This window comes from Dyella humicola, assembly GCF_026283945.1.
In the GTDB taxonomy this organism is placed as follows: Bacteria; Pseudomonadota; Gammaproteobacteria; order Xanthomonadales; family Rhodanobacteraceae; genus Dyella; species Dyella humicola.
Genome location: NZ_JAPDPC010000001.1, coordinates 520,658 through 533,640, shown reverse-complemented (window position 1 = coordinate 533,640; position 12,983 = coordinate 520,658). Strand labels below are relative to the sequence as shown.

The 12,983-nt window shown below is 64.7% G+C and carries 9 protein-coding genes; 6 read left to right on the top strand and 3 right to left on the bottom strand.

All coding sequences use genetic code 11. The annotated features are described in order from the left end of the window. Window positions 1–9 precede the first annotated feature (9 nt). Window positions 10–975, bottom strand: coding sequence for a cytochrome c oxidase subunit II (gene coxB / locus OUZ30_RS02225; protein ID WP_266180537.1), 966 nt, complete (start codon window positions 973–975; stop codon window positions 10–12). A gap of 20 nt (window positions 976–995) precedes the next feature. After that, window positions 996–1,436: a DUF2244 domain-containing protein gene (locus OUZ30_RS02220; protein WP_266183077.1), complete on the bottom strand. Its 441-nt coding sequence runs from the start codon at window positions 1,434–1,436 to the stop codon at window positions 996–998. 505 nt (window positions 1,437–1,941) lie between these two features. Here OUZ30_RS02220 and putA point away from each other — a divergent pair. Together putA and OUZ30_RS02210 are read left to right on the top strand one after the other, a co-directional pair. Continuing rightward, complete coding sequence (gene putA / locus OUZ30_RS02215; RefSeq protein ID WP_266180536.1) at window positions 1,942–5,097, top strand: bifunctional proline dehydrogenase/L-glutamate gamma-semialdehyde dehydrogenase PutA; 3,156 nt, start codon at window positions 1,942–1,944, stop codon at window positions 5,095–5,097. A gap of 73 nt (window positions 5,098–5,170) precedes the next feature. Continuing rightward, window positions 5,171–5,899, top strand: coding sequence for a TlpA family protein disulfide reductase (locus tag OUZ30_RS02210; protein ID WP_266180535.1), 729 nt, complete (start codon window positions 5,171–5,173; stop codon window positions 5,897–5,899). Between the two features lie 105 nt (window positions 5,900–6,004). Here OUZ30_RS02210 and OUZ30_RS02205 read toward each other — a convergent pair whose 3' ends face one another. Continuing rightward, window positions 6,005–6,802, bottom strand: coding sequence for an acid phosphatase (locus tag OUZ30_RS02205; RefSeq protein ID WP_266180534.1), 798 nt, complete (start codon window positions 6,800–6,802; stop codon window positions 6,005–6,007). 119 nt (window positions 6,803–6,921) lie between these two features. Between OUZ30_RS02205 and OUZ30_RS02200 the strand changes: the two genes are divergently transcribed. The 4 genes from OUZ30_RS02200 to OUZ30_RS02185 all read left to right on the top strand — a co-directional run bounded on the left by OUZ30_RS02200 (window position 6,922) and on the right by OUZ30_RS02185 (window position 12,958). Further along, a complete protein-coding gene (locus tag OUZ30_RS02200; protein WP_266180533.1) occupies window positions 6,922–8,004 on the top strand; it encodes an AraC family transcriptional regulator in 1,083 nt (360 codons plus the stop codon). A 236-nt stretch (window positions 8,005–8,240) separates the two neighbouring features. Next, on the top strand, window positions 8,241–10,388 hold the full coding sequence (locus OUZ30_RS02195; protein WP_266180531.1) for a TonB-dependent siderophore receptor: 2,148 nt from the start codon (window positions 8,241–8,243) through the stop codon (window positions 10,386–10,388). A gap of 174 nt (window positions 10,389–10,562) precedes the next feature. Continuing rightward, window positions 10,563–11,801 (top strand): parallel beta-helix domain-containing protein, encoded by a 1,239-nt coding sequence (locus OUZ30_RS02190; protein WP_266180529.1) that lies wholly within the window; start codon window positions 10,563–10,565, stop codon window positions 11,799–11,801. 11 nt (window positions 11,802–11,812) lie between these two features. Next, window positions 11,813–12,958, top strand: coding sequence for an SO2930 family diheme c-type cytochrome (locus OUZ30_RS02185; RefSeq protein WP_266180528.1), 1,146 nt, complete (start codon window positions 11,813–11,815; stop codon window positions 12,956–12,958). Window positions 12,959–12,983: the final 25 nt, after the last annotated feature.

The window sequence follows — 12,983 nt, the reverse complement described above, 5'->3', positions numbered from 1 at the left end:
GCTGACGAATCAGCCCTGGTGGCCCTGGGCAACAGGTGCGTCGGGTGCAATCTGCGCCGTGCTCGGCGTGGCCGCGGTCGAGGCAGCTGCCGGGGCAGCCGGCGCCGGCTGCTTGGCCTGCGCTTCCTTGTCAGCCAGCCACTTCTCGAACTCTTCCTTCGGCAAGGCCTTCACCACGATCGGCATGAAGCCATGATCCTGGCCGCACAGCTCGGCGCACTGGCCACGGTACACGCCCGGCTCGGTGATGTTGGTCCAGGCCGCATTGACGATGCCCGGGATGGCGTCCATCTTCCAGCCCAGCGCCGGCACCCACCAGGAGTGGATCACGTCACCCGCGGTGATCACGAAGCGGATCTTGACGCCGACCGGCACCACCAGCGGCTCATCCACATTAATGAGATAGGTGTTGACGCCGTCCACCTTCACCGCATTCGGGTCGAGGCCCGAGTTCAGCTGACGGGTCTCGTCGCTCTCGCGGTCCAGCTTGGACATGAAGCCGACCTTGTCGATCGCCTTGCCCTGGTAGTCGACGTAGTCGTAGCGCCACTTCCACTGGTAGCCGGTGACCTTCACGGTCATCAGCGAGCCGGTGGTGTCGGAGAACGTGCGCAGGCCGCCGGTGGCCAGATAGGCCAGCACGATCAGGATGATCACCGGGATCGTGGTCCAGATGATTTCAAGCGTGGTGTTGTGCGACCACTTCTCGGCCACCGCACCGCGCGACTTGCGGAAGCGGAACATGGCGATGAACATCGCGCCGAACACGAGGATGCCGATGACGACGCAGACACCGAGCGCGACGTTATTGAGGAAGTACGGAACGGGAGACCACGTGGACGAGCCACGGGTCATGTTCAACTGTCCTGGCTGAGGATTGGCCATCGCCACGCCGCCGAACATTGCAAGGGCGATGAGTGCGCATGCCGCGACTACTCGCTTGGTACTGCCAGGCCTGATGCCGCCAGATGTCATGTCTTGCACCTTTGTTGAACCTACCTGCGCTGCGGATCGTTGATAGCGGCCAGCAACACCTTGAGTTTCCTTGACAGTTCGGCGCGCTCCTCATCAGCGAGGAAGGCCCCGATTTCCAGTTCCTGCCCATGCGACGTCAGCAATAGACGAGCTCTCCCCTTGCCGCTGTGCAGCTGCACGCGCACCCAGTAAGTCTGGAAACGCGCACTGCGCCGACCTGGCAGGGATTGCACCTCCAGCGACGATTCGTCGAGGGTGATGCGCTCGCTGCGGTCGCCGGCTCGCCAGGCCACGCCTAAAGCGAAAGCCACAGCAAAGGACTCGACCAAGGCGAACAGCGGAGCAAACACATTCCCCTGCCACGCGCCCAACCCGGCCGTCGTCAACGCCAGCGCCACCAATACCCCGATCACACGACGCAAGTCACGGCGACTCAGGGCGCGATTGGGCTTGAGCCACATCGTCGCGCACGGCAAGCCGGCCGCTGCTGGTCGAAGCACGATCATGGGGATCCGGCGTGCCTGGAACGCAGGAATGATAGGCCGCGATGGCCTCGATGGGCAAGAATGACGCACCCACTTGATTTGAAGCACGCATGAACGGCTCTAGTGTGTTGTTGAGTCACGCTTTCCTGCGGCGCGATCGAGGCTGCGCATGGTGCAGCGAAGGTGCAACGCCCTCACTGGGCACCCGTAACCGGCGACCCAGCGCACGTCCCTACGCCGCGACTGGCATCCAAGTCCATGACGAATCACTCGCCTGTGCGCTTTTGCCGCAGTGCGTTCGATCCGCCTTGGACAATTGACTCGCTTTCCGGCTGCCCCCATGTGATGTCGAGCGCCTGTGTCAGCAGCACATGACCATTAAAACGTGTCGTGCGCTGCAACACGCCGTACGGATGCGTGCGCCGCCACCCCCGCGTACAATCCCGCGATTCCCTACCCCGCATCCTTTGGCTACACCTCTGTGACCCAGCCCATTCTCAGCCCCGAACTTCCGACTGGCGTCGAACCGGCCCGCGCCCGCATTACCGCGGCCTGGCTGCGTGACGAGACCGAAGCGGTCAACGACCTGCTGGCGCAGGCGACCTTGCCGCCGGTGGAACGCGAAAAAGTGATCGACCTGGCCGCCGACCTGGTGTCCCGCGTGCGCCTGCGCGCCAAGGACCAGAGCGCCGTCGAATCCTTCATGCGCCAGTACGACCTGTCGTCGGAAGAAGGCGTGCTGCTGATGTGCGTGGCCGAAGCCCTGCTGCGCATCCCCGACAAGGCCACCGCGGACAAGCTGATCCGCGACAAGCTGGGCGATGCGAACTGGAAGAAGCATCTGGGTCAGAGCGAGTCGCTGTTCGTCAATGTGTCGACCTGGGGCCTGATGCTCACCGGCAAGCTGGTGACCTTGTCGGAGGAAACCCGCCACGACTTCACCGGCGCGCTGCGTCGCCTGGTCGGTCGCGCGGGCGAGCCGGCGATCCGCCTCGCGGTACGCCAGGCCATGCGCATCATGGGCCATCAGTTCGTCATGGGCCGCACCATCGGCGAAGCGCTGGATCGTTGCGCACAGAAGGAATATGCGGTCTACCGCTATTCCTACGACATGCTCGGCGAGTCGGCGCTCACCAGCGAAACCGCCGAGCGCTATCAGCAGGACTACCGTAACGCGATTGCCGCGATCGGTTCGCGCGGACCGTTCGCCAACCACACCGACGCGCCGTCGATCTCGGTGAAGCTGTCGGCCCTGCATCCGCGCTACGAAGTGGCCAAGCGCGAGCTTGCTCATCGCGACCTCAGCGCCAAGCTGCTGGAGCTGTCGCAGTTGGCGATGAAGCACGGCATTGCGCTGTCGGTCGACGCCGAGGAGGCTGAGCGCCTGGAACTGTCGCTGGACATCATCGGTGACGTGTTCGCGCATCCTTCGCTGCAAGGCTGGAATGGCCTCGGCATCGTGGTGCAGGCGTACGCGAAGCGCACGCCGTTCGTGATCGACTGGCTGATCGAAACCGCGCGTGCCAGCGGTCGTCGCTGGTACGTGCGCCTGGTCAAGGGCGCTTACTGGGACGCCGAGGTCAAGCGCGCCCAGGAAAACGGCCTGGCCGGCTATCCCGTCTATACGCGCAAGCCGAACACCGACGTCTCCTACCTGGCCTGCGCAAGCAAGCTGTTCGACGCGGGCGTGGCATTGATCTACCCGCAGTTCGCCACACACAACGCACACACCATCGCTGCTGTGCATCACATGGCGCAGGGTCGTCCGTACGAATACCAGCGCCTGCACGGCATGGGCACCGACCTGTACGCCGAGGTGATCGGCAAAGGCAACCTCAACGTGCCATGCCGCGTCTACGCGCCGGTCGGCACGCATGAGGACCTGCTGCCCTACCTGGTGCGCCGCCTGCTTGAAAACGGCGCCAATACCAGCTTCGTGAACCGCGTGGTCGACGAGAGTCTGCCGGTGCGCGAACTGGTCGCCGATCCGTGCGAGACCGTGCGTGCCTTCGCCTCCATTCCCCACCCGCGCATTCCGCTGCCGGTGAATCTCTACGGTGAACTTCGGAAGAATTCCATGGGCGTCAACTTCTCCAACGACAACGAACTGAAGGCCCTCGCCGAGGCGATCCAGAGCAAGACCGGTCCGTGGACCGCCGAGCCGCTGGTCCCGGGTGCCAAGAGCAGCGGCGCCACCGTGCAGGTGACCAACCCGGCCGATCGTCGCCAGGTCGTGGGCAGCTATGTCAGCGCCGACAGCGCCACCGTCGAAAAGGCGCTGGCCAATGCCGTCGCCGCCCAGCACAACTGGGATCGCCTGCCGGCCGCGAGCCGCGCCGCCATCCTTGAGCATGCTGCCGAGCAATTGGAAGCGCGTCGCGGCGAGTTCATCGCGCTGTGCGTGCGCGAAGCCGGCAAGAGCCTGCCCGACGCCATCGCCGAAATCCGCGAGGCGGCCGACTTCCTGCGTTATTACGCCACCATGGCACGCCGCCTGTTCGGCCATCCCGAACAGCTGCCCGGCCCCACCGGCGAGAGCAACCAGCTGTTCTTGAACGGCCGTGGTGTGTTCGTGTGCATCAGCCCGTGGAACTTCCCGCTGGCGATCTTCCTGGGCCAGATCAGCGCTGCGCTGGCTGCCGGCAATGCGGTCATTGCCAAGCCGGCCGAACAGACCAGCCTGATCGGCTACGTCGCCGTGAAGCTACTGCAGGATGCCGGCGTGCCGGCCGAGGTGTTGCAGTTCCTGCCGGGCGACGGCGCCACCGTCGGTGCCGCACTCACGCGCGATCCGCGCGTGGCTGGCGTGGCCTTCACCGGCTCCACCGAAACCGCCTGGGCAATCAACCGCGCCCTCGCCGCACGCAATGCACCGATCGCCGCGCTGGTCGCCGAAACCGGTGGCCAGAACGCGATGATCGCCGACTCCTCGGCTCTGCCCGAGCAGATCGTCAAGGACGTGGTCGCTTCGGCGTTCCAGTCCGCCGGCCAGCGTTGCTCGGCCGCGCGCGTGCTGTACGTGCAGGAAGACATCGCCGACAAGGTTTGCGCGATGCTCGCCGGCGCCATGGGCGAGCTGAAGGTCGGCGACCCCGGCCAGCTGTCCACCGACGTGGGTCCGGTGATCGACGAGGACGCCAAGAAGATCCTGGTCGACCACGCCGCGCGCATGGACAAGGAAGCGAAGAAGATCGGCGAAGTGAAGCTCGACCCGGCCACCACCGGCAACGGCACCTTCTTCGCCCCGCGCGCCTACGAGATTCCCTCGCTGGCCACGCTCACCCGCGAAATCTTCGGTCCGGTGCTGCACGTGATCCGCTGGAAGGGCGACGAGCTGGCCAAGGTAGTCGATGAGATCAACGCCACCGGCTACGGCCTTACCCTCGGCATCCACAGCCGCATTGATGACACCGTCGAGTACATCCAGAGCCGCGCGCGCGTGGGCAACTGCTACGTCAACCGCAACCAGATCGGTGCGGTGGTCGGCGTGCAGCCGTTCGGCGGCGAAGGCCTGTCCGGCACCGGCCCGAAGGCGGGCGGCCCGCATTACCTGCTGCGCTTCGCCGGCGAGCGCACGCTCACCATCAACACCACGGCGGCCGGCGGCAATGCATCGCTGCTGACCATCGGCGAGTAAGACAGCACGACGGGTCGGCGCGCATGCGCCGGCCCGCACTTGTCGTCATCGACGGCAGATAGCGGAGATTCCCGTGCGACGTGCATCGCCACTCCTCGGATGGATGTTGCTGGCGGCGCTGTTCACTACGTCGCTTCATGCGGCGCAAATGCTCGATGAGCAGCGCCTGATCGCATCGCTGCAACTCGGCGCATCACCTTCGGTGCGCTATCTCGATCAGGCTGGCGTGTCCGTCGGCTACACCGCGTTCGCCCGCCTGCTTGGCGATGGCAAGACCTTCAGCAGTACCAAGGACAGCCAGACTGGCGCTGCCGTGCTGCGCATCCAGACACCCGGACAACCCGGTCGATTCGCGTTCAAGCGCGGCGATGCATTTCCTCCGTTCGAGCTGCCGGCACTGCAGGGTGGCACGCAACGACTAGGCTCATACCAGGGTCGCTATACGCTGATCAGTTTCTTTTTCGCCGACTGCGCGCCATGCGTCGCCGAAGTGCCGACGCTCAATGCCTACGCTCGCCAGCACGGTGACATGAACTTCGTCGCCATTACCTATGAGGACGCGGATGCGGCGCGGCAGTTCGCGACCGATCGCAGCTTCGCATGGCCCATCCTGCATAACGGGCAAGACCTGATCGATACGCTGGGCGTCAACACGTATCCCACCCTTATGCTGCTGGACCCCACGGGCCACGTGGCCGGTGTCGCGATCGGCATGAACATGCGCGATGACGAGGCGAAGCGCCTGGCGGATCTGCATCGATGGATCGGACTCTGGCAGACCGCTACACGCGCGCCTTTGTAAGAGCGCACCCAGTGCGCGATCACGGGCGTCACAGGGACAGGGCTTCGTAGATTTCGCGCACTGGGTGCACTCCTACAACAGGAACGCGGCGTTGCGGGGCTTCGTTTAATAAGGCGTCGGCTCAATCAACGCTTTCTCGGCAGCGCACTGCGGCCCGGCATTCGATGGGGTTGCCTGGCGATAGGGGGCCAGTTCCGCACGCGCAGCGGATAGCTGCGCCTGGAACGCCTGCGACGTTCGCAGGGTCGCCACCACGGCGGCACCGTTCATCGCGCCCGCCTCAATCGCACTCAGATTATGGGCGCCGCAGACCACGCGGCTGTCGGCAAACGCACGTGAACGCAGCAGCAGGTCGGAGGCACGGTCCGGCGCCAGTTCGGCGAGCACCAGGCCCACCGCCCAGCCGCGGGTGGCATGACCGGATGGGTAGTCGAAACTCTTCGCGAGCTGTTCGGTGGGCTGGCACACGGCTCCTTGATCAATCAGGAACGGACGCTGTCGCTGGTTGGCCTGTTTGGCGGGTCCCGTCGACTTGTCGGCGGCCGTGCTGGTCAGATCGACCAAGGCGGTCAGGCGCGGCAGGCGCTGGGCATCCAACGGCACGCCCATGGCGCAGCTGAAGTCATCCATCAGCACCGGCGTGGCGTAGTCCACGTCATGTTGGGCCAGTTCCCAGCGTGGCGTGCCTTCCAGCTTGCGGGTGGCGCGAAACACCTGACGGTCGGCCTCGTAGCGGGCCGAGCCCGGCTTCGGCGCGGCAGGCAACAGCACGGCGGTCTGCAACGGCGGCGCCTCCGCCGCAGGCTGGTTCGCCGGTGGTGTTTGCACCGGCGCGCAGCCGGAGGCCAGGACCAGGGCTGCCAGCAAGCCGGCATGCGATGCGTGGACGACATAGGTTTGCATGGCCGTTCTCCTGTCAGCATGCGGCTGTTGGTGCATTGCATAAAGCGGTAGGGTCGCTCCGCATGATATAGATCAGGTCTGCGTCGGGCTGATCCGGCGTCGGGGGTTGGGGTGAACAGATGACGTCCGTTGCGGCCATGGTCGGTCATGCAACTGAAGACTCCACGGGTGCGCCAGCGGGCGCCGACCCGCGCTATACCGCGGCCGAAACCCCGTCGAACATCCTCGTCCATCTCACCCAGCTAGCGCTTGCGCGCGGCCTTCCCTGCGATGCCTGGTTCACCGGTTCAGGCCTGCGTCGCGACCAGCTGAACGACCCGACCCTGCGCGTGTCCTATCGACAGGCCCAAATGGTGATACGCCGCGCGTTGCAGGCAACGGGCAAGGCGGGACTGGGGCTTGAGGTAGGTCAGGGCGAGACACTGGGCAGCTTCGGCCTGCTCGGCCTGGCCATGATGACCTCGCCCACGTTCGGCGATGCCATGAAGGTGGGCATCACGCATCATCGGGTCAGCGGCAGCCTGCTCGATGTCAGTTTCGAAGCCGTCAGCCCGCGTGAAGTGGCGCTGGCAGCATGGCCACGCTTCAACGATCCGCCGCTGCTGCCCTTCCTGTGCGAGGAGTTGTTCTCCAGCGCGCTGGCGATCGCGCGCCAACTGGTGGGCAGCGACTTTCGGCCATCACGGCTTGAGGTGACCTACGCCAGGCCTGCGTATGTCGAGGCCTATGCCGATTACTTCCAGTGCGAACTGGTGTTCGGTGCGCGCCTCAACCGCGTCGTGCTCGACGCGCAATGGCTGGGGCACCCACTGCCCTCACACAACCCGCTGACCGCCCAGCAGGCACTTGCTCTGTGCATGCAACAGCACGACGTCGGCGGCATGCAACAGGAAGTCGTCGGCTCGGTCGAGCGCTTGCTGCGAAGCCACCTGCGCCAGCAGCCGCGACTGCCGGATGTGGCACGCATGCTCAATATGAGCGAACGTTCGCTGCGCCGTCGGCTGGCCGAAGGCGGCCGGATTTTCCGCGAGATCCATGACCGTGTCCGCGCCGAACGGGCGCTGGAGCTGTTGCACGGCGGTGCGCTGAGCGTGGCGGAAATCGGCCTCGAGATCGGCTTCAGCGATCCACGCGAATTCCGTCGTGCGTTCAAGCGCTGGACCGGCATGCCGCCGCGCAGCGCCCGCCAGCACGCGGCCTGAATCCCAGGCAAGACCGTCCATAACGGCAGCATGCCGGCAGTCTTCGGCTCCCAACCCCGGCTCGGCCGGGCGATCGTCATCGGGCACCCGGACGGCCTAACACGGCCAGCCTTTCCCAGCCTAGATCAAAAAACTTGAACTAATAATGCGAATCACTATCATTTAACCATCCGCCGTCAGAGCGGGTGGCGCTGGTACGGGCCACAACCCATTCCTTTCTGCCCAGGTTGCCCCGTATGTCTGCCACTTATTCCAGAAGTGCGCTTCTGGTCGCGATGTCGCTTGCTCTCGCCGGCCCGGCCTTTGCAGCCGAGCAAACCGACAGCACCAACGCGCAGCAAGCGACCACCACTAGCCAAGACGGCAAAGACGCCAAAGTCGGCAAGGACAGCAAAGACAGCAAAGACAGCGTCGCCCTCGAGGCAGTCAACGTCGTCTACTCGACCACCAAGACCGAAACGCCGACGGTCGACATTCCGCAGTCGGTCAGCATCATCACCCCCGAGCGCATGCAGTTGTACGGCGTGCAAGGCCTGGACGAAGCCGTGCGCTACCTGGCCGGCGCGGTGGGCGGCAGCTATGGCGCCGATCCGCGCAGCGACTGGATCCTCATCCGCGGCTACGACCCGGCCAAGTTCCTGGACGGCCTGGCCCTGCCCAATGGCGTGTGGACGGCCGACTCGCGCATCGAGCCGTACGGCCTGGAGCGCATCGAAGTGAACAAGGGCCCGACCTCGGTGATGTACGGCCAGATGCCGCCGGGCGGCATGATCGACATGACCAGCAAGCGCCCCAGCCTGGAGGCGCCGCAGGAAATCGAGGCGACCGTGGGCAGCTTTGGCCAGCGCCAGCTGGCCGGCGATACCGGCGGCCAGCTCGACAGCGACGGCCACTGGCTGTGGCGCGTGGTGGCACTCGCCCGCAAGGGCGACTCCAACATCGAGCACTCGCAGGACGATCGCTACTACTTCGCCCCCAGCCTCACCTGGAAGCCGGACGACGACACCTCGCTGACCTTGCTGGCGCGCTACCAGCGCAGCCTGTCCAGCGGCGTGGGCGGCTTCCTGCCCTCGCAGGGCACGCTTTACCCGAATCCCAACGGCCAGATCCCGCGCGACGTCAATACCGGCGAGCCGGACTACGACTACTACCACAAGACCGACGCGTCGCTCGGCTACGAATTCACCCATCGCTTCAACGAGGTGTGGTCGGTGCGCCAGGACCTGCGCGTGCAGAACGAAACGGTGGATCACCGTTCGATCGGCAGCCTGGGGCTGCAGGACGACCTGCGCACGCTCAACCGCTACAACTATCCGCTGGTGGACGAGGCGCATGTGGTGGCCGTGGACAACCAGGCCGAGGCGCAATTCGCCCAGGGCGATGTGCAGCACACGGTGCTGATGGGCGTGGACTATCTCCACAGCAGCAACGACTACAAATCCGGCTTCGGCGCCGCGCCGCCCATCGATATCTTCGATCCGGTCTACGGCGCGCCAATCACGCCGACGCCCTACACCTTTCACACTCATAGCGTGCTCGAACAGCTCGGCGCGTACGTGCAGGACCAGATCAACTGGGGCCGCTGGGGCCTCGTCGCCAGCGGACGCAACGACTGGGTGACCAATAAGGTCGACGACCAGATCGCCAACACCCAGGACAAGCAGAACGACAGCGCCTTCTCCGGTCGCCTCGGCCTCAACTACACCACCGATCTGGGCTTGGTCCCGTATATCGCCTATTCCCATTCGTTCATGACCACGGTGGGCCAGACCTTCGAAGGCAATGCGTTCAAGCCGACCACCGGCGATCAGTACGAAGGCGGCGTGAAATACCAGACGCCCTCGGGGCGCACGCTGATCACGGCGGCGGTGTACCAGCTGACGCTGAAGAATTCGCTCACCGTCGATCCCGAGCACCTGTTCTTCTCGCTGCAGCAGGGCCAGACCCGCACCCGTGGCGCGGAACTGGAAGCGAATGTCGCGCTGACCGATCACCTCAGCATGACGGCCGCCTACGCCTACACCGATGCCAAGGTCACGCGCGCCAACGATGCCACCCTGGGCAAGCAGGTCGCCCTGGTGCCGAAGCAGCAGGCCTCAGTCTCGGCCGACTACAACGTGCATGCAGGCGTGCTGGCCGGCCTCGGTTTCGGCGGTGGCGTGCGCTATATCGGTGCGCACTACGGCGACGCGAACAACGCGTTCCGCACCGGCGGCTATGTGTTGTACGACGCCAATGCCCACTACGACCTGCAGAACTGGCGCTTCCAGGTCACCGCCGCCAACCTGTTCGACCGGACCTACGTCAGTGCCTGCAACAGCGCGATCTGGTGCTACTACGGCTATCCGCGCGAAATCACCGTATCGGCGCGCTACCGCTGGTAAACCGCTTGCGCAGGCGCGACCCGGCTCCTCCGGACTGACCGTCGCGGTCATCCGGGGGAGCGACGCTGGCCGAATTGCCCCCCTTCACCGCTGCTACGCCCCTCCCCGCCGCCAGCGGATTCCGAGACAGTGGCTCGTCAAGCACACTGTCGCACCCGGGGAAGCAAGGCAACCATGCGCAAAACTCATCTGGCCGTGATCATTCCGTTCCTGCTGGCCGCTTGCAGCAGTCAACAGGCCCCCACGCAGAGCAGCACCGACGCCTCCTTCGAGGCCAAGCTCCAGCAGCAGTTGCTCGACGCGAAGCCGGGCAGCGTGATCGAGATTCCCGCGGGTCACTACCATCTCCAGCGCGGCCTGAGCCTGCGCACGGACGGCGTGACCATCAGGGGCGCCGGCAAGGACCAGACCGTGCTGTCGTTCAAGGGTCAGGTGGTCGGCCCCGAAGGCCTGCTGGTGAATGCCAACGACTTCACCATCGAGGACCTGGCCCTGGAAGACACCAAGGGCGATGCCCTGAAGATCAACCAGGGCAAGAACATCACCATCCGCGGCGTGCGCGTGGAATGGACCGGCGGTCCCAAGACCACCAACGGTGCCTACGGCCTGTACCCGGTGAAGACGCAGAACGTGCTGGTGGAAGACTCGGTGGTGATTGGCGCCTCCGACGCGGGCATCTACGTCGGCCAGTCCAACAACATCGTGGTGCGGCGCAATCATGCCGAGTACAACGTGGCCGGCATCGAGATCGAGAATTCGGTGAACGCCGACGTCTACGACAACACCGCCACCCACAACACCGGCGGCATCCTGGTGTTCAACATGCCGAATCTGTCGCAGGCCGGGCACAGTTCGCGCGTGTTCAAGAACCAGGTGTTCGACAACAACACCGACAACTTCGCCGCCAAGGGTGCGGCGGTGGCCAGCGTGCCGCGTGGCGCGGGCGTGGTGGTCAATTCCAACGACAAGGTGGAGATCTTCGACAACGACATCGCCGACCACAAGACGGCCAATGTGATCATCTCCAGTTATTTCTCCACCAACTACTACAACACCAAGGGCGTGGCGGCCGACTACAACCCGTATCCGAAAGGCATCTTCATCTACGACAACCGCTTCAAGGGTGGCGGCGATTCACCCGACGGCATCAAGCTGAAGACGCTGAAGACCGCGGTGTTCGGCATCAACGGCAAGTTCCCGGACATCCTGTGGGATGGTTATGTGGACCAGAGGACGCTGGTTAACGGCCTGCCGCCTGACGGCGAACGGTTCTGCATCCAGAACGGCGATGTGGGCGTGATCAATGCCGACGGCCCGCATGACTATAAGAACCCCAGCACCGACACCAAGCCGTACCAGTGCACGCTGCCCAAGCTGTCGCCGGTTGTGCTCGATCCGGAACCGAAAGCCTGAGGCAGTCGTCGATGATGAAGTACTGTTTGCGTGCCGGCCTGTTGCTGGCGTTGCTGTTGGTGAGTGCTTGCCACCGTGGCCTGGACCCGGTGGCGTTCCAGGCGGATGGGCGCCCGCCAAGACTCAGCGACTGGCATGTCGTGGAAGTGCGCGGCGGCAAGCTCGTGCTCAACGAAGGTGTGGTGCCGTACGACCTCAACACGCCGCTGTTCACCGATTACGCGCACAAGCTGCGCACGATCTGGATGCCCAAGGGCGTGTCCGCCAAGTATGACGCCACCGATACGTTCGATTTCCCGGTCGGCACCATCATCAGCAAGACCTTCTACTACCCGAAAACGGCGAATGGGAAGTTCAGCGACGTCGCACGTACCTATGACAGCTCACGCGACTTCGCCGGCGAAGGCCTCGACCTCGCGAATGTGCACTTGGTCGAGACACGCATCCTGGTGCGCCGCGAAGCGGGCTGGGCGGCCATTCCGTACGTGTGGAAGGACGACCAGAGCGACGCCGAACTGGCGCGCACCGGCGCGGTGATTCCGTTGACCCTGGTCGCCGATGCCGGCGAGCGCGAAGACTTCAACTATGTGGTGCCCGACGAGAGCCAGTGCTCCAGCTGCCACGCGCAGGATTGGGTCACGCGCAAAATCCATCCAATTGGACCCAAGGCGCGCCATCTCAACCGTGACTATCACTATGCCGACGGCCCGGAAAACCAGCTCGCCCATTTGATGAAGGTGGGCTATCTCACCGGCGCGCCAGCGCCGGCGGAAGCGCCGCGCAACGCGAACTGGATGGACACGCATGCGTCGCTCGACGCGCGTGCGCGTGCCTATCTCGATATCAACTGCGGGCACTGCCACAATCCGAAGGGCGCGGCCAATACGACCGGACTGACGCTGGACGTGAGCGCGCCCGAAGACCGTCACCTGGGCATCTGCAAGCCGCCTGTCGCGGCTGGCCGCGGTACCGGTGACCATTTGTTCGACATCGTGCCAGGCGTTCCGAACGACTCCATCCTGCCGTATCGCATGGACTCGGCCGATCCCGGCGTGATGATGCCCGAGTTGGGGAGAAGCACAGTGCATCGTGAGGGCGTTGCACTGATCAAGGCATGGATCGCGGCGCAGTCGGGGGGCTGCGTCGCGATTCATTGAGTGCTCTGCAAGCCGCGGGCTGAAA

Coding starts and splice junctions, on each gene's coding strand:
- coxB (WP_266180537.1), bottom strand. CDS start 975: ATGACATCTGGCGGCATCAGGCCTGGCAGTACCAAGCGAGTAGTCGCG.
- OUZ30_RS02220 (WP_266183077.1), bottom strand. CDS start 1,436: ATGTGGCTCAAGCCCAATCGCGCCCTGAGTCGCCGTGACTTGCGTCGT.
- OUZ30_RS02205 (WP_266180534.1), bottom strand. CDS start 6,802: ATGCAAACCTATGTCGTCCACGCATCGCATGCCGGCTTGCTGGCAGCC.
- OUZ30_RS02200 (WP_266180533.1), top strand. CDS start 6,922: ATGACGTCCGTTGCGGCCATGGTCGGTCATGCAACTGAAGACTCCACG.
- OUZ30_RS02195 (WP_266180531.1), top strand. CDS start 8,241: ATGTCTGCCACTTATTCCAGAAGTGCGCTTCTGGTCGCGATGTCGCTT.
- OUZ30_RS02190 (WP_266180529.1), top strand. CDS start 10,563: ATGCGCAAAACTCATCTGGCCGTGATCATTCCGTTCCTGCTGGCCGCT.
- OUZ30_RS02185 (WP_266180528.1), top strand. CDS start 11,813: ATGATGAAGTACTGTTTGCGTGCCGGCCTGTTGCTGGCGTTGCTGTTG.